The 17385-nt window shown below is 45.8% G+C and carries 17 protein-coding genes; 10 read left to right on the top strand and 7 right to left on the bottom strand.

All coding sequences use genetic code 11. The features are described 5' to 3' along the window. The first annotated feature begins 69 nt into the window (after positions 1–69). From Q0P86_RS14515 to ileS, 5 genes are all read left to right on the top strand, one after another. Entirely contained in the window at positions 70–384 is a 315-nt protein-coding gene (locus tag Q0P86_RS14515; RefSeq protein ID WP_295040439.1) for a class I tRNA ligase family protein, read from the top strand. Next, positions 381–965 carry a class I tRNA ligase family protein gene (locus tag Q0P86_RS14510; protein WP_295040438.1) on the top strand — a complete coding sequence of 195 codons (585 nt, stop codon included), beginning with the start codon at positions 381–383 and terminating at the stop codon, positions 963–965. Before Q0P86_RS14515 ends, Q0P86_RS14510 begins: the two co-directional genes overlap by 4 nt. Before the next feature lie 387 nt (positions 966–1352). Next, a complete protein-coding gene (locus tag Q0P86_RS14505; protein ID WP_295040436.1) occupies positions 1353–2774 on the top strand; it encodes an FISUMP domain-containing protein in 1422 nt (473 codons plus the stop codon). Positions 2775–2820: 46 nt separating this feature from the next. Next, positions 2821–4134, top strand: coding sequence for a hypothetical protein (locus Q0P86_RS14500; RefSeq protein ID WP_295040434.1), 1314 nt, complete (start codon positions 2821–2823; stop codon positions 4132–4134). A 296-nt stretch (positions 4135–4430) separates the two neighbouring features. Continuing rightward, the gene (ileS, locus tag Q0P86_RS14495) at positions 4431–7628 is read left to right on the top strand and encodes an isoleucine--tRNA ligase (RefSeq protein ID WP_295040432.1); all 3198 of its coding nucleotides are present in this window, start codon (positions 4431–4433) and stop codon (positions 7626–7628) included. Positions 7629–7742: 114 nt separating this feature from the next. Here ileS and Q0P86_RS14490 read toward each other — a convergent pair whose 3' ends face one another. From Q0P86_RS14490 to Q0P86_RS14480, 3 genes are all read right to left on the bottom strand, one after another. After that, positions 7743–8777, bottom strand: a complete 1035-nt coding sequence (locus tag Q0P86_RS14490; protein ID WP_295040430.1) for a hypothetical protein — start codon at positions 8775–8777, stop codon at positions 7743–7745. Between the two features lie 85 nt (positions 8778–8862). After that, a complete protein-coding gene (locus Q0P86_RS14485; protein ID WP_295040429.1) occupies positions 8863–9498 on the bottom strand; it encodes a hypothetical protein in 636 nt (211 codons plus the stop codon). Positions 9499–9524: 26 nt separating this feature from the next. Further along, complete coding sequence (locus Q0P86_RS14480; protein WP_295040427.1) at positions 9525–9809, bottom strand: hypothetical protein; 285 nt, start codon at positions 9807–9809, stop codon at positions 9525–9527. A 326-nt stretch (positions 9810–10135) separates the two neighbouring features. Here Q0P86_RS14480 and Q0P86_RS14475 point away from each other — a divergent pair, with 326 nt between their 5' ends. The 3 genes from Q0P86_RS14475 to Q0P86_RS14465 all read left to right on the top strand — a co-directional run bounded on the left by Q0P86_RS14475 (position 10136) and on the right by Q0P86_RS14465 (position 11314). Continuing rightward, the gene (locus Q0P86_RS14475; RefSeq protein ID WP_295040441.1) at positions 10136–10417 is read left to right on the top strand and encodes a DUF5915 domain-containing protein; all 282 of its coding nucleotides are present in this window, start codon (positions 10136–10138) and stop codon (positions 10415–10417) included. A gap of 104 nt (positions 10418–10521) precedes the next feature. Further along, entirely contained in the window at positions 10522–10791 is a 270-nt protein-coding gene (locus Q0P86_RS14470; RefSeq protein ID WP_078777570.1) for a UPF0175 family protein, read from the top strand. 142 nt (positions 10792–10933) lie between these two features. Further along, positions 10934–11314, top strand: coding sequence for a hypothetical protein (locus Q0P86_RS14465; protein WP_295040424.1), 381 nt, complete (start codon positions 10934–10936; stop codon positions 11312–11314). A gap of 425 nt (positions 11315–11739) precedes the next feature. Here the strand turns inward: Q0P86_RS14465 and Q0P86_RS14460 are convergent, their stop codons facing one another. After that, a complete protein-coding gene (locus tag Q0P86_RS14460; RefSeq protein WP_295040422.1) occupies positions 11740–13524 on the bottom strand; it encodes a glycoside hydrolase family 44 protein in 1785 nt (594 codons plus the stop codon). Between the two features lie 282 nt (positions 13525–13806). On the opposite strand from Q0P86_RS14460, the gene Q0P86_RS14455 reads away from it, so the two are divergent. Beyond that, entirely contained in the window at positions 13807–14007 is a 201-nt protein-coding gene (locus tag Q0P86_RS14455; protein ID WP_295040420.1) for a hypothetical protein, read from the top strand. 113 nt (positions 14008–14120) lie between these two features. Here the strand turns inward: Q0P86_RS14455 and Q0P86_RS14450 are convergent, their stop codons facing one another. The 3 genes from Q0P86_RS14450 to Q0P86_RS14440 all read right to left on the bottom strand — a co-directional run bounded on the left by Q0P86_RS14450 (position 14121) and on the right by Q0P86_RS14440 (position 16489). Next, positions 14121–14393 (bottom strand): hypothetical protein, encoded by a 273-nt coding sequence (locus Q0P86_RS14450; RefSeq protein WP_295040418.1) that lies wholly within the window; start codon positions 14391–14393, stop codon positions 14121–14123. 63 nt (positions 14394–14456) lie between these two features. After that, the gene (locus Q0P86_RS14445) at positions 14457–15440 is read right to left on the bottom strand and encodes an ORF6N domain-containing protein (RefSeq protein ID WP_295040416.1); all 984 of its coding nucleotides are present in this window, start codon (positions 15438–15440) and stop codon (positions 14457–14459) included. Positions 15441–15520: 80 nt separating this feature from the next. Continuing rightward, the gene (locus Q0P86_RS14440) at positions 15521–16489 is read right to left on the bottom strand and encodes an ORF6N domain-containing protein (RefSeq protein WP_295040414.1); all 969 of its coding nucleotides are present in this window, start codon (positions 16487–16489) and stop codon (positions 15521–15523) included. A 364-nt stretch (positions 16490–16853) separates the two neighbouring features. Here Q0P86_RS14440 and Q0P86_RS14435 point away from each other — a divergent pair, with 364 nt between their 5' ends. Continuing rightward, positions 16854–17369 (top strand): Rpn family recombination-promoting nuclease/putative transposase, encoded by a 516-nt coding sequence (locus Q0P86_RS14435; RefSeq protein ID WP_295040412.1) that lies wholly within the window; start codon positions 16854–16856, stop codon positions 17367–17369. The last annotated feature ends 16 nt before the right edge of the window (positions 17370–17385 follow it).

Below are 17385 nucleotides of genomic sequence, written 5' to 3'. Positions count from 1 at the left end.
TAGGGCAGGGCCCGCATATGAAGAACCACCGGCTATGCCGGTGGGTTCCTTTTTTGCTCACAGTGGACCATGAAGGGCAAGAAGGTTCCGCGCGGTTTCGGTTGGGACTGTCACGGCCTTCCGATTGAATCTCTCGTGCAGAACGAACTCGGTCTCGCGGGCGTTGCCGAAATCCAGAAGCTCGGCGTCGACAAGTTTAACGAAACCTGCCGTAGCAAGGTTCTGAAATACACCGGTGAATGGCGCAAGACGGTTCGTCGTATGGGCCGTTGGGTGGACTTCGACAAGGGCCTCATCTACCAAGGCTACCGCATCCAGCCGTACAGCCCGGCTCTCGCTACTCCGCTTTGCAGTAAACTGCAAGCCTGTTCAGCTCGGAAATGAAAACGCAAGCGTTTTCGCTTCACTCGCTTCCATGGCTTTCGAACTTCGAAACGAACCTGGGCTATAAGGACCGTCAGGACCCGTCCCTGACGCTCATCTTCCCGCTCAACACGGACGAGGCCAAGTTCAAGGACTTTGGTCACCTCGTGTGGACGACGACCCCGTGGACGCTGTACTCCAACTTCTGCATCGTTGTGGGCCCGGACATGGACTACAACCTGGTGGAACAGGACGGCAAGAAGTACTGGATTGCCGCAAGCCGCACCGCCGCCTACTTCAAGAACCCGAACATCGTTGATACCTGCAAGGGTTCCGAACTCGTGGGCAAGGACTACGAGCCGCTTTCCCGCATTTCCGATGCATTCGTGACGCCGGACCAGCTGTCCCGCCACTACAAGATTGTTTTTATGGAAGGGGGAAGTATCCCCCTGGTTCGCACTTCGTTGTTCTCCACCCCTACTGCGGGGCTCAGGCGCCGCCCCGCAACGCCCCGCTTACCCCACCCACCCGCCCAAAATTGGATTTTTCATCCGTTTTTCTTTTGTAAAATAGCGCTTTTCGACGGATTAGGGAGATTTTAGGGTATTAGAAGGAACTCAAAAATATATATTTCAAATGACATAGAATTAGAGTAGTACTCTTGTTCCCGCATCGGAAATTCTGGTAAAATTTCTTTAGGCGAAAGCCTTCTACCTAGGGAATAAGACGAACACTCACACCGATCGGGTGTGGGTCGTTGGGTGTATACCCACGATTAGGCTCAGTTTATTTCTGAGTGAATCGTCGTGCTTAAGGTAGAAAGGTTTACCAGAGCCTCCGATGCATAAGCCGAGCGACACCATGCCTTTTTTGTTTCCGAAAAATGTGTGAATTCGACTCGACCTGTTGAATAAGTTACTGCTCGCAGACAGCCTTTGGCTGAAAGGTTAGAGCGATGAAAAAATATGCGATGGGAGAGGTTAAATAAAATGGAGTACGAAAATCTTTTTCATGGTAAAGAGAAAGAGGCTTTAGAAAAAGCTTTAGACATTCGTAAGTTCGAAATAGAACTTTATTGGAAACGTACAGCATATTTTTGGGCGTTTATTGTAGCTAATTATACTGCATATTTTTTTATACTGGCACAGAATGATTTGAAACACCAAAGTCTTTATCTCACTTTGTTGTCTTTTATTGGTTTACTTCTTGCGCATGCATGGCAATTGTCCAACAAAGGATCGAAATTTTGGCAAAAAAACTGGGAAGCCCATGTTTCCCAACTTGAAAAGAATGTTATTGGCCCTCTATATGATGTTTTTCTTAATCCGCGAACTTCATATTCAGTTTTATCTCCATTTAAAAAATATGCGTGCTCACCAGCAAGAATAAATACAATGGTGTGTACAATCTTTTGTATTACTGGATTGGGCTTGTTTCTATATAACGCAATTCAATTTATGGCTGACTACAATTTTTGGTTAGTATTAGGAATAAGTTTTTTCATTGTAATCATTAGTTTGTCCATTATGACATATTTTTCATTTGGTCATCGAAATGATGATGAACCTTCTGAAATGATTTTCTTGAACCAAAAAGTTGAAGTCGCTCAAAACGATGAGATTGTTCCTAAACAGTCCGTCCATCATTTTGCTGATAGATTTTTTGTAAGAACCATAATGATTGGAAACCAAATTTGGATGCAAAATAATGTATCAATACCTGTGAGCGATGGATGCATCGTGTCATCCGATTCACATAAAATAGAGGATGCGCCATCAGAAGGAAAAAAACGGAACTACAAAATGATAGATTCATATTGCAGTGGGAAAATAATCAATTATTGTGAAAGCCCTTTATATTCTATTGAAGGCGATGATGGCTTCTTAAGAAGTGTTCTGATAACTCCTGAAGATGAAGATGATAGTGCAAAAAATCTTTTCTATTCATGGGATGCTGCTATGAACATTAATTTGCCAGGCTGGCATCTTCCTTCTCTGGATGAATGGATGACCCTTTTTAAATATATGTTGGAAAATGGCTGTTCTAATTTCGATTTAGCTGATAAATTAAAAAAAGAATATGGATGGACTAAGACGGATAATGATGGAAATATAATAAGGAAAGAATACAAAGATTCCTTCGCTTTTTCGGCTAGTCCTGAAGGAACTTTGGGTACAAAATGGAAATATACAAAAGAGGGCGAATTACAACAAAATCCCGAATATTATGATGTCGATGATATAAGACCAGAACTATGGAGTAAGGGAAATTTAGCTTGCTTTTGGAGCTCTACAAAGCGAGAAAATGGCGATGTTGCTTGTGTTTGGATAGAAGATTATGTGACGATTCGTTATGTGCCTGCAAAAGAGTTGCCGTTTTATAGGTATTCTGTACGATTAATAAAAAGTTGAAACGAATAGTTCCTATTTTTTTTCAATATTTATTTCCTTTATTCCTATGCCTAAAAAGACAAAAAAAGAAGAAGACGGCGATATAAAAAGATTCAAGGCTTTCGTTACAACGGTCCTTGGCAAAAAAGGTGCCAAAGTTTTTGCCCAAAATAATGCTATATGGGAAGAAAAAATTGAAAAAGATGAGCCTGTATTGGAAAATTTCGTTTTAAAGGCTATAGAATTTGATAATGCCGCTTGCGCCGTCATTCTTATGGATGACTGGATGAAGCGTATGAATAGTTCTAAAAATTATGAGAAATGGACTAAAAATACGCCACAAATAAAGAAACTGATTCTTGACGATGTCTATTTTCAAATAAAGACAGATGTTTTTCGAACCAGTATGGAAAAATTTGGTGGACGCAAGGGTATTACAGGCATAATGCTAAAGTCCTCTGACGAAGCGAAAAAAGGGAATTTGGCTCAAGCTTCTGAATTGACTAAGCCGCTTGTTGAAATGTTGCAAGACAATCCTTTTGTTTCAAATGATTTTTTTCATTATGTTTCGATTTCGGAAGAAATGGAATGGTTTATTTATCTGCATTATAAAGAGCCTTCTAGAATTCTAACAAGGAATGTCAACTTTATTTGTCCGATTGAACATATTCTCCTTAGAAGTGGATTTAATGCTTTTGAGAGGAAGGATTATTTCGAGGCGGAAAAGTATTTTCTAGAAGCAAAGAAATGGAATCCGTTCTCAGTAAATGGACTGAGAGGACTTTCTCTTGCATACCGCAATCAAAAGAAATGGAATGAACTATTGATAACCGTTAAAGAGTGCTTTAAGTATGCTTATCGGCCAAGCCATTTTAAATCGCTTTATAATTTACTGATTGATTATTTCGCGGAAAAAGATAAGGATAAAGATGCTTTGTGTTGCAATTATTTGAAAATGTTTTACGTAGAGTCAGATAGTGACCGGAAAAAGGTCGCACGAGATATCCAGTTCTTGCATAGGATAGAAAAGTATGAAAACGGAATTAAAAGGACTACAGGGAAATTGTGCGATGATTACCTCTATAACACCGTTGATATTCTTCGCGAAAAGAAAAACAAGAGGAATTCTTTTCAGGGAAAGTCAACCATCACAATGAAGGATGTTCAAAAGTCTTCTCAAAAATATGGTTATCCAATGGGTGTGAATCCCGAGATAGTTGAATTTGTGAAGACTCTTTTCCAAAAAGCGAGTCAATCGGGAAAAACTAAGAATGCAGAGTACTTTAAGGGAATCCTTGATGATTTAGAAAAATGTAGCGAGAAAATGAAGGATCTTCAAAAGATTGGGAGTCACCGAAGAATCCATAGAACTCTAAATTAAGTTTGCGCCTAGATTTTCGAGTCCCAATTCACGCTTGGAAGTGGCGGGATGAACCGCTACATCAATAGATTATACGGCTCATTGTAATTGGAAATCAGGAAGTCGTGTGTCATAAGTTTCATTCTTTTGACTTATGCTTGGCAAATTAAAATTCTGTCAAACGGGTTTTTAGGGTAGTTGTGGCGAATTTGAGACTTGTCGGAGCCCTTTTTCTTGATGTTGTAAACGATATTTTCTACATTTACGCCCGAAAATTTAGTGCCCGCAGCGCTGTGCTGCGGGGTTTGAGGTAACCTATGTTTCGTGAAGTAAAGAAAGAAGAAACCTTTCCACAAATAGAAGAGCGTGTGCTCGGCTTGTGGGATAAGGATGAATCGTTCAAGAAGTCGCTGGACTCCCGTCCGGAAACTGAACCGTACACTTTCTACGATGGCCCTCCGTTTGCAACGGGCCTTCCGCACTACGGTCACTTGCTTGCCGGTACCATCAAGGACATCGTTCCGCGTTACTGGACCATGAAGGGCAAGAAGGTTCCCCGCGGTTTCGGTTGGGACTGCCATGGTCTCCCCATTGAATCTCTTGTGCAGAACGAACTCGGTCTCGCTGGCGTTGCCGAAATCCAGAAGCTTGGCGTCGACAAGTTCAACGAAACTTGCCGCGGCAAGGTGCTCAAGTACACCAGCGAATGGAAGAAGACCGTGCGCCGCATGGGCCGCTGGGTGGACTTCGACAAGGGCTACAAGACCATGGACAAGAACTTCATGGAATCTGTGTGGTGGGTGTTCAAGCAGTGCTTCGACAAGGGCCTCATCTACCAAGGCTACCGCATCCAGCCGTACAGCCCGGCTCTCGCTACTCCGCTTTCGAACTTCGAAACCAACCAGGGCTATAAGGACCGTCAGGACCCGTCCCTGACGCTGATTTTCCCGATTAACTCCGACGAAGCCAAGTTCAAGGACACGAGCATCCTCGTGTGGACGACGACCCCGTGGACGCTGTACTCCAACTTCTGCATCGTTGTGGGCCCGGACATGGACTACAACCTGGTGGAACAGGACGGCAAGAAGTACTGGATTGCCGCAAGCCGCACCGCCGCCTACTTCAAGAACCCGAATATCGTGGATACCTGCAAGGGTTCCGAACTCGTGGGCAAGGACTATGAACCGCTCTCCCGCATTTCCGATGCGTTCGTGACGCCGGACCAGCTGTCCCGCCACTACAAGATTTACCCCGCCGACTACGTGAGTACCGAAGACGGTACTGGCGCCGTGCATACCGCTCCCTCCTTCGGTGAAGAAGACTTCCAGAAGGGTGCTGAACTCGACCTCGGCCTTTTCGACCCGCTGGATACCGAAGGCAAGTTCACCGACAAGGTCCCGATGTGGAAGGGTCTCGGCGCGAAGGAAGCCGACAAGGAAATTATCCGCTACTTCAAGGAACAGGGCCGCGTGTTCAAGCAGGACGTGATTGTCCATAGCTACCCGCATTGCTGGCGTACCGGCGTTCCTCTGATTTACCGCGCCCTCAAGACTTGGTTCTTGAAGATTGACGCCCCTGTCACGAGCAAGGACGGTATCACCAAGACTCTGAAGGAATGGATGGTCGAAAACAACCAGACGGTGAACTGGGTGCCGGACCACATCAAGAACGGACGCTTTGGCAAGTGGCTCGAAGGCGCTCGCGACTGGAACCTTTCCCGTAACCGTTTCTGGGGTACGCCGATTCCGGTGTGGCTCAGCGATGACGGCGACATGATTGCTGTTGGCTCCATCGAAGAACTGCAGCAGCTCACTGGCGTGAAGCTCGACGACTTGCACAAGCACTTTGTGGACAAGCTTACCATCGAAAAGAACGGCAAGGTTTACCGCCGCACGCCCGAAGTGTTCGACTGCTGGTTTGAATCCGGTTCCATGCCGTATGCCAGCCGCCATTACCCGTTCGAAAACAAGGAACTGGTGGAACGCAGCTTCCCGGCGGACTTCATTGCCGAAGGCCTCGACCAGACTCGTGGTTGGTTCTACACGCTGACGGTGCTTTCGAACGCCCTGTTCCAGAAGCCCGCATTCAAGAACGTGATTGTGAACGGTATTATCTTGGCCGAAGACGGCTCCAAGATGAGCAAGTCCAAGCGCAACTACCCGGACCCGAACGACCTCATCGAACGCACGGGTGCCGACGCTATTCGCTTGTTCATGATCAACTCCGCCGCTTTGAAGGCCGAAGACCTGCGCTTCAGCGAAGAAGGCGTGAAGGGCATCGTGAAGCAGGTGATGCTCCCGCTTTGGAACGCCGTTGCATTCTTTGTGTCTAACCACAACGCTGACGCCGCCAAGGGCCAGCTCAACTGGAAACCCGGTCAGGAAGTCAAGAGCGAAAACGAACTGGACCGCTGGATGCTTGCGACGCTGCAGGATTTGGCCGCCAAGGTCGAAGTGGAAATGAAGGCTTACCGCCTGTACAACGTGGTGCCTGCCGTGATTGCCGCGGTGGATGACCTCACGAACTGGTACGTGCGCCGCAGCCGTCGCCGCTTCTGGAAGAGCGAAAACGATGGCGACAAGAACGCTGCCTACGCTACCATGTACAAGGTGCTGGTGGACTTCTCCAAGATTCTCGCTCCGTTCCTCCCGCTCCTCGCCGAAGAAATCTACCAGATTCTCGTTCGCGAAGTGGATGCCAACGCTCCGATGAGTGTGCACCTCTGCGAATTCCCGAGCGCCGACAAGTCCCTGATGGACGAAAAGCTTGTGGAACGCATCGCCATGGTGCGTGGCATGGTCGAAATGGGCCGCGTGATTCGCGCTACGAACAACGTAAAGAACCGCATGCCGATTGCCAGCATGACGGTGGTTGCTCACGGTAACGAAGAAAAGAACGTCGCCGAGACCATGAAGGACTTGATCCTCGAAGAACTCAATGTCGAAGAAATGAAGTTCATAGAAGACGAATCAAGTTTAGTTGAATGTTCTGCTAAACCTAACTTCTTGAACATCAAGTCTGATTTTGCATCGCTTTTCGGACAACATCCGATGCGTGAATTCCAGCAGGAAATTTCCGGCTTCAGTTCAAGTGATATTATCAATCTTCAGAACGGCGGCTCTGTTACAAGTGCTTTCTGCTCTGATGTGAAATACACTTCCAAGCATGTGCTTATTCAACGAAAAGTTCCTGAAGGTATGGCAGTCGAAGCGAATCAACACTTCACGATTGCTCTTGATTTGACGGTGTCCGACAGACTTCGTCGTAAGTGCATTGCCCGTGAATTGGTTAATCGTATTCAAAATCGCCGTAAGGACCAAGATTTCGCCATTACAGATCGCATCAGCATTGAACTTTATTCTGAAAGTGAAGTGCTGAAACAGGCTGTAACCGAAAACGAATCCTACATCAAGGGTGAAACTCAGGCTAATGCTATCGTGTGGAAGGATTCTACTGCAGGTTTGCAGGAATCTGATGCAGATGACGAAAAGGTTGCTGTCGAAGCTGTAAGATAAACGAATAATTTAGCTATCAAAAAGACTCCCTCGTTAATTCGTGGGGAGTTTTTTTATGATGCTCAAAATGTAATTTTCATTCAATCAATATTTTCGTAAAAGCCAATGACTTCATCACGAAATCAAAGTCGCCAATTTTTCAATGAATTTCAGTGCGAAACTTTCATTACTGATATGGAAAACCGTTTTGCACTCGGCTGTTGACACTGAAATTTCCTCATATTTAACAATCGGAATTCTAGAATTGTCATTGTAACGCATGTCTCTAGAGCCATCTAAATTTGCATACTTCCAAGTGTAATCTACCACATTAGCATCTTTGGGTAAATATTCATCCTCTACAAATCTTACTGAGAACAAATCAACAATCAAATCGCTCCACAGGTATACCCGAATTTGGTTTGGCTCATAATTGGGATTGTCAAATACCGCAATTATTATACCAGGAAAGACTTGAATATATCCATCGCCTGAAGATTTGAATACGATTGGCGGAAGAGACGAATTGACAAAAGTCGTGTCCACCAAAAGATTTTCGAGACGAGTTCTGTTAACTCGTGCTTTTGCGCTAGTTCGTTCTTTGACGCGGTCTTCAATATTTTCCCTATTTCCTACTAGGTAAACGGAGTCAGATTTACTTACATCAATCCATGATTTTTGTGCGTCTTTAAATTTTTGAAGATAGTCCTCTTGAACATAATTCAAATCAAGGAAGATTTCTTTTTCTGTTAAAGAATTTTTAAGTTCCTTAATTTTCGAAGAAAATATAAAACCCAATATAATCAACAGCGTCATCAAACTGAAAAAAATCACAGGAACTGCATAAAAGCTTTTGGCTAAACAGCTGATACCCGCTGCCACAATAAAAACACCGACACTCATACACCCGCAAGAAAGAAAGTTCTTTTTCTTTTTTTCCAAATTGCTGATTTCTGAAAGAATTTCCATTCTTTGGTTGTATGTATCCGTCACCTTCCTTCGAAAAGATTCTAATAAATCGTTCGGATAAATACAGGGGAATCCCTTTAAGGATATGTCATACATTTTGTATTCGGAACCACCTTCCGATATTCTTTTATCGAGTTCTTTTTCCTGCATGTAGTTTTGCATTTCATCATGCATTTTTTTTAAATCATCAAGCATTCCCATCGCGTCCATCTCCTTGGATTGTTTTTTTTTGAAAAGTTTGTTTAATGGATGATTGTAAGAATTTCAGTTTTCTTGCTGATTATAATTAAAGCATTCCTTTTCCGGTTGCTTTTAGTTTGCCTGAAATTTCGAGAACCATTGCAATGATTACGCTGAGTATGCCGCAACATATAAGCGCATTGGCGACGCACTCATAGAAATAGCCAAAAATAGCTCCGACAATTCCTATGGGGATGAATATGACGACTGCGGCCAAAATGCAGCGTACGCCACGACCCACCCACTTGTTCAGAACTCCAAAAAGGACTCCGGGAACAAGCAAGCCACCAAGAGCCACTGGCCAACTCATATCGTTGACATAGGCTATTATGGCTAGAGCAATGCCAATAATTATTCCTGCAAGGATTGATAGAGCGAAAAGAGAAGCACCCTCGTCTTTAACGGCCAATTCTGCTTTTTCCTCGTCGCTCAATGCATCAAAAGCGGCCTGTCGCCGACGTTCTTCTTCTTCAACTCCTTTAAAGTAGTCTTCAACACCTTTAAAGGAGTTTTTTATATCTTGTACACCTTCGTTAAATTGTCTTTTCGCTTTCTCGCTTTTTTTTCTACGACAGGCCGGACACGTAGGGCGTAGTGCGTAAAAGCCAGAATTTCCAATATCCAAAAAAGCTGGTTTTATCCATCGACCACAATAATAGCACTGATACATTTTCCCAGACATAGTAAGTTCTCTATTTTTAATGGAAATTACCTTAATTTCAAAGAATCTATCAAGTCGTTTATGGCTTCTTCATTTGCTTTTGCGAAATTCCTCAATGGTTTAAGAGGAATGGTATTCGATATGTTTTTTGCATCCAACAGATGCTTAACATTCGAAAGCTTTGCCTTTAAGGAGGCTTTGGGTAATCGTGGTAAGCTTTTGTGAGCGAAATCCAAAAATTCTTCTACAGTAAGGGATGGGACCACATATTGCTTGATGCATAAAAAAGAAAAAATGTATTCTTCCGCCTTGCTCCAGCTTATTTTGGCCATAACAAACTCCTTTTTTGAGAAATGTAAAAAAAAAACACATTGTCAAGTAAATTTTTAGACACGTGTTCTCGGGACGTTTTTTAATTTTTGGTAGGCTGAGCGCGTCCGCGTTAGGGATAGTGATCCCTTGGGGCGGCACTGTGGTGCCGTTTTAGGAGGCGGGTGACGAGCGAAGCGATGACGGCTGCCCCTAAACAGCGTGCGAGCCGAATGCAGCGAAAACAAACTTGCTTGTTTTCATTGCTGAGGCGATGCCGCGGACGCCGAAGGCGTCAAATATAGCTCGACCCACGTAGTGGGGAACGCCCAAAAGAAAAGAACTCAACATTCACGAAATGAAGCTTCTCGAAGATGAGACGAAGCTCGTGAAGCTCTCCGCCAAGCCGAATTTCCTTGCCATCAAGGCGAAGGGCCCGGATTACGCGAAGAACATGAAGGTGATTTCTGCCAAGCTGAATTCGCTGAGCGTCGATGAAATCAAGGCTTTGCAGAATGGCGACAACCACGCAAGGCGAGAGTCGCGAGAAGACTTGTCTTCTCAGGACCGAGCCACAGCAGTTGGTGCTCGAAGAACACAGCCTTTCAGCTTTACGACGGTGAAAGCCTAAATACTCTCAAAAAGATTCTAAAAACGCTCTTTCCTTGCGAAAGGGCGCTTTTCTTATTTGGTCTTTTGTGTGAAAAAGTGTATATTTATAGGTGAGGTATGAATATGCAAACCGCTACAATTGAAATAACGGCTGCGATGGAACCTTATGTAAATAAGCGTGATATGTGGCTGAAGCAACGTGCGATGCTGTTGTACCCCTATATCCAGAACGGGACGATTTCGCATGGCCGTGCCGCCGAGATCCTTGAAATGGATAAGTGGTCTCTAATCCAGCTGTATGGTTCTATGGGCATTCCGTATATTGACATGGACGAAGCGGAACTTGAGCGTGACATTGCTAACGCCCTTGCTGCATGTGGAGAGTCTAAGTGATTGTTGTCTCTGACACGACACCGTTATTGACTCTGTTCAAAATCGGGCGGATTGATATTTTAAATAAACTATATAGTTCCGTTCACATTCCCTATTGCAGCGGGCGACGGGGTTGGACCTGGGCGAAAGCGAAGCGATTATCTTGGCAGACGAAAAGCAACCGAGTCTTTTGCTGATTGACGAAAGCAAGGGGCGTGTTGTAGCCGAGAGTATGAAACTGACCATTACCGGAAGCATAGGCATTCTCTTTGCCGCATACCAGAAAAAGTTGCTTACTGCAGATGAAATTGACCAAAGCGTTACTATGCTTAGGGGTATGAACCGCTTTATCGGTGAAAGACTTTTTAATTTGCTGTTGTCGTTGGTCCATGACAAATTTAGTGAACTTATCCGAAAGTTTGGATGGCGGACAAGAACCAAAGAGCAGATGCTAGAACGCTTTATCGCCACTCGCCCTAAGGAACCTCTCCTTAGCGAAGAGGAAATTATGGCGGATGTAAGCGCTGTCCGATACGCAAAATGAAAGTAAAAATCCCCAATTCGTGACCCCAAGGACCTTTACCTGCTCACTCTTGCAGAAGCAATCGATGCTGCATATATTGTTTCTGGGGATAAGGATTTGCTAGATCTTCAGCAGCACAAGCAGACAAAAATTATCAAGTTGGCAGACTTCCGCAATATGATGCAATAAGAAAGAGGGGTGATGGCGGGGGCGTTCCTAGTTAGAAATCCAGCCGCGCCTGCGTGGCCCGCGAACTCGTGAACCGCATCCAGATTCCCCAAAGGCGAGCGCAGCGACCGAGCATGCTCGGACCGAGCCGCTGGGGCTTGGATGCGAAGCATCAACGCGTAAGAAAAATACTTAAAAACTCTAAAAACGCTCTTTTCTTGCGAAAGGGCGTTTTCTTTATTATACGGAAAATCCCGCTTTAAGGTGGAATCTATTTATTATCGCAGAATATAATACCCGGGGCTTGTGCGGGTGTGCGTGACGTTTCGGCCCTTGGTGTCGAAGCGCCTTGTGGTTCCGTATTGGGGCGCAGGTCGAATCGTGGCTTTGGGCCTGATGCCGTCAACAACGGTCGGCGTTGACGTAGTGAGCAGTACTGCGGTAATTGACTTTGCGGGGAGCTTGAGCGCAACCTTGTTGCCGGTGGCTGTCGCGGATCCTGCTTGTAGAGCGTTTTCTGTATGCGAAACGAATGTTTCGCCTTGGAGATTTTGCAAGGTGAGCGTTTTGACCTTTCCGTCGGAGGCGAAGTTCGCAAGATTAAGGTTCACGTCCTGTGCGTCCTTTTCGGCGCGGTTCACGAAGATGACCGTGAGCGAGTCGCCCTTGTTGCTGATGGAACTGTAGGCGGACACCAGCGAGTCATTGCTGGAGGTAGACTGCACGCGGTTCGGATGGCCGTAGCGGCTGAACAGGTGCACCGTTTCGTACATGCCGTCGCCCCATGTCCACGGGGTGAAAATCTCGACACCGTTATCCTGCATGGTTCCGAGGAACGACGCGTAAGTGAGGGCCGTCACCATGGGGTCGGAATCGTTCAGGTCGGTTTCGGTAATGCCGAGCGTAATGCCGTGATCCTTGCCGAAATATTTTTCGAGCCAGTCGTTGATACGCTTGAAGATGTATTCCTTTTGGTTGTCGTTGTCCCAGCCTCCGTTCACCATCTTGATCCCGTTTGCTCCGGGATAGTTATAGGTGGTGTCGAATAGAACTCGATGCCAGTTCACGCGCGATTCGTAATCTTTTTCACTCGGATACCAGTGAATGTCGAAAACATCGAGAAGACGTGTGCCAGAGGACTTTTGCGCCTCGGCAACTTTCATGATGAAGTATTCTAGCCAGCAGTAATCGCGATCGGGGCCTTTGGGTCTATCCTGGTTGTTGTACGAGGACACGGAGCACCAGAACCATTCGTTTGCGACCACCGGGCCGGTGAGCTTGATATCGCCCCAGGCGGCGCGGGCCTTCTTGGCGACATCGATGTAGCGTTCAACGAGAAAGTCTCCCGTGACAGGCAAATCCAGGTCGGAATGCGTGCCGCGCCAGATTTCCATTTCGTTGTCCATGCTCCAGTACTTGAAACGGCTCATGTCGAACTTAAGTTCGTCTTTCCAGTGTGGGATAATCGCGACGGTCGAGTCGGCTGGCCATTCCATGTTGTAGAGCGAGGCGTCGCCCGCCTTGATGAGTGTTTCGCCATCGTCGGAAACTTCGCCGCCGCCCGCGAGGTCAAATGTCTGCGACGGATAAGAGCCGTGTTCCTGATACCAGTTCCAGTCGGGGAAATTATATTCGGTGCTGCTTGCTGCATAGCCCGTGAGCTGGAAGGCGTACATGGCGTCGATACCCGGCATGTTGTCGAGAACCTTTTGCGCGGTAATCGCCCAATCGTGCGAGTAGACGTTGTTGAACCAGTCCGGGTGAACCGTCATTTTGCGACGCCAGTTGTAGCGCGTGGCGTTGTTGCCGTTGTTCGCGCGTAAAAAGTGAATGCCCGCATCGAGCATCTGGTTGATGAATGCGGATTCGTCTGCGGTGACTTCGGTGTTGCCGTCGCTGATTTTGTCGATGTTTCGCCCGTAAAGGTACGGCGAAATCTTCTTGATGCCTTTTTGCGCGTCAACGGAAATGTTGATTGCTGCGGTGGACAATGTCGCTGCACTTGCGATGAGCACGGTGGCGAGACTTGCCTTCGTGGAGAACGCGGTCAGAATACTTTTCATAAAACACCCTTTTAAAAACAACCTGTCTTTAAAATAATCTCTTTTTAGAAAAAACGGCTGTGTCGCCGGGGGTGTTTGAGCTCATTTATGTTGAGAAATCTGCAACGAGTGCGGATTGGATAAGATTTTTATATATTCAATAAGTACAGGGATGTCGCCGAGCAGTCGGTCAAGGAGTATCTTGAATACTTTGCGACCAACAAGGCAACATCCAAGGGAACAAAGAACATCGAACTTCAGCGGCAATGGTATCTGTCGGACAACGAAACGAGGAAGCGCTATATGACTTGGCAACAGGAATTGGATGACTTGGTGTACGATGAGCGCCTGCGCACTAAAGCAGCCGAAAAGCGCGCCAGCGAGGCTGAAACTCGTGCGGATGAAGAGAAGTCTCGTGCTGACGAAGAAAAGTCTCGTGCGGATGAAGAGAAGTCTCGTGCTGACATGTACGAGAAGATTCTCAAGGAACACGGGCTCCTTTAAGCAGGCCCTTTTCAAGAAAATAAGCCCAAAATCGGTCCGCAGGGGCCGGTTTTGCTGTTTTAGGCCGTTTTTTTGCAACAAAAACGGCAAGTGTCATCTTTTGCCATTCTGATTCAATTTGACTTTTTCTTTATTTTGTGCCTTATCTTGACCATCGCCAAATTCAATTCTATTTCCGTTTCGCTTTCCAAATTTGTAGAATCCGAGGCGAGGACATTGGAAATGATTTCGCCGCTTCTTTTCAACAAAGACTTCTTTTCATTTTCATCAACAACTTCAGGAATGCGAGCAATGGCACGAGACAACTCACGAATTTCTACGAATGTATTGATGATGTTGATAGTTGTTTGCGTTGCGTCACTCCCTTTCAAAATTGTCGCAAGCATGTAGAGACCGCGTTCAGTAAAGGCCGTCGGATTACAGGACTGTATTTTAGTTTGGCTAGGTGGTCAAAATTTTTGACCACCTCCTTTTTCTGACTGAATCTTCTGCGATTCCTTCAACACTTCGTCCAACGTGAAATCTTCCTGCGTAAAGAAAAACGTATTTTTGCCCAAATCCTTGAGCGAAGCGCCAAAGTGGTAAGCCGTATCGTCTATGAACAGGAACCTGTCGTGCATTCCGTAACTTGGCAAGACTTGCATCGGGCTGTCGGGATATTGTTCGTTGTAAGTTGCCAGGTCTAACTCGAGAACCTTGCTCTTGTCGTAGGTGTAAATAGTCACAGAAACGCCTTTTTCCCGCTTGAGCATCATCGTCAAGGTTTTCTCGGTCACATACCTATCGACAAGTACAATTCTTTTCTTTGCCTGGCGAATCAGGTCACAGACAAATACATAGGCATCGAACTCCTGGTTGTTGTAAAATAAGCCCTTGGTTTTGAGCTCGCCACGGTCCATCGCCTCGAAAAGTTCGTCAAATTTACGGTCATGGTCAAGCAGATGCTCGTCATGACCGGTCAAGCGGCAGTCCTGTTCCAAATCTTTTGCTTCGACATTAGAAAGGCGGTTGATAAGACCGCCGTTACCCATCATAAGGTGACGCAATTGCACGAAAGCCCGCATGATGGCTATGTTGACTTTGATTGCTGTCTCGCTTTTTAGAACCGAAGACAGCATCGCAACGCCTTGTTCGGTAAAAGCATATGGAAAATATTGTCGGCCTCCTCTGGTCTCGGTTTTTGTGGTCGCAATTTGCGATCTCAAAAATTTATGCTCCGTGGCATCCAGTTGAAAGCAGAAATCTTTAGGAAAACGCTCAATATTGCGCTTTACCTGCTCATTTATACGCTTCGTTTCCACCCCGTAAAGCACCGCTAAATCGCGGTCAAGCAACACCTGCTTGCCACGAATAATTTGAATCATTTTTTCGACACCCGACTCCACAAGCGGATTTGGTGCGAAATCATCCGTTTTTTCGGTCTTTTTAGCCATCTTCTACTCCAATTCGCCTACAAGCAAAAAAGACGGGGAAACGTGTTCTCGATGCAAATATACGTTCCTCGTATGTCACATTAATCTGCGTTGTCATCTTGTAATGCCCGGCTTTCTTTTTCTGCCTGAATCTTCTGCGATTCCTTCAACACTTCGTCCAACGTGAAATCTTCCTGCGTAAAGAAAAACGTGTTCTTGCCCAAATCCTTGAGCGAAGCCCCAAAGTGGTAAGCCGTATCGTCTATGAACAAGAATCGGTCGTGCATTCCGTAACTTGGCAAGACTTGCATCGGACTGTCGGGATATTGTTCCTTGTAAGTGGCTAGGTCCATTTCAAGGACTTTGCTTTTGTCATAGGTGTAGATTGTCACGGAAACGCCTTTTTCCCGCTTGAGCATCATGGCCAGAGTCTTCTCGGTCACGTACCTATCGACAAGTACGATTCTTTTCTTTGCCTGGCGAATGAGGTTGCAGACAAATACATAGGCATCGAACTCCTGGTTGTTGTAAAATAAACCCTTGGTTTTAAGCTCGCCACGGTCCATCGCCTCGAAAAGAGAATCTATTTTATGGTCGTGATCTAAGAGACGAGCATCTTGCTCCAAATCCTTCGCTTCGACATTAGAAAGGCGATTGATGATTCCGCAATTTTGGTATAAATACTGGCGCATGGCAACAAATGCATCCATGATAGCAATGGATACGTTCACGGCAACCTTGCTTTTCAGAACGGATGAAAGCATGGCAAATCCCTGTTCCGTAAAAACATAGGGCTTAAACCTGTCGCCGCCCCAACTTGAAATCACATTTTGTGATTTCAAGTTTTCTTGTTCGTTTTTTTCCAACCGGAAGCAATATCTTTCCGGAAAGCGCTCGATGTTCCGTTTGACAGCCTGATTTATCGCTCTAGTTTCAACGCCATACAACGTTGCAATATCGCGGTCAAGCAGCACCTGCTTGCCACGAACAATTTGAATCATTTTTTCGACACCCGACTCCACGAGCGGGTTTGGTACGGAATTATCCGTTTTGTCGGTCTTTTTAGCCATTTTTACTCCAATCCGCCTACAAGCAAAAAAAGGCGGGGCAAAGTGTTCTCGATGCAAATATACATCCCTCGTATGTCATATTATGACAATCGTCGGTTTTCGCGGAAATTTTGGGAATTTTGACGAAAATCGACCCCTGCGGGCGATTGAATTCTGCTTGTTTGCAACCAGCTGTTTGCAAAATGAAAAAAAATTATGGAACAATACTTTCCCACGAGGCGACTTGCTATATTCTACAAAACCAGCAAATAGCTGGCCAAGCTCACAAAAGAGCCGTTTTCTATATCGTATTATTTTATATGACGTAGGAACGGCTCTTTTTTTTGTTTTAACCGCGTGGCACAAGCCCACGTAAAGGAGCACAATGGATCCAAACCACGTTCCGTTCGAGGAACTGCCCATCACGAACCGCTTCATGTTCGCGCTGGTATTCAGCCGCAAGCACATCGCTAAGCCTTTCCTGGAAGCCATCCTCGGAATCAAGATTTTTGACCTGCAGGAACCGGAGCCGGAGAAATCCACCGAAACAAGCCCCTTCAACAAGGGCGTCCGCTACGACGTGTTCGTAAAGGAACAGGGACCCGATGGAGAAATAACCCGCGTTTTTGATATCGAAATGCAAATGGAGGACACTCACGATCTTCCGAAACGAACCCGATACTACCAGGCATTGTGCGATTCCGAAGCGCTGAACAAGGGCGAATCTTACCGCAACCTCAAGGAACAGTACATCATCTTCATCTGCCCCGACGATATTTTCAAGCAGGGTCGTGCCGTCTACAGGTTCAAGAATCTGGAAAAAGGGTATCCCGAACATGAATTGGGTGACCTCTGTTACAAAAATTTTTATTATTGCTGTCCGGTAAAAGTTCCAACATAAGCACAATATGCTGAAT

It is taken from the genome of uncultured Fibrobacter sp. (assembly GCF_946062555.1).
In the GTDB taxonomy this organism is placed as follows: Bacteria; Fibrobacterota; Fibrobacteria; order Fibrobacterales; family Fibrobacteraceae; genus Fibrobacter.
The sequence above is the reverse complement of the archived record's forward strand: the minus strand, read 5'-3'. Positions and strand labels throughout refer to the sequence as shown.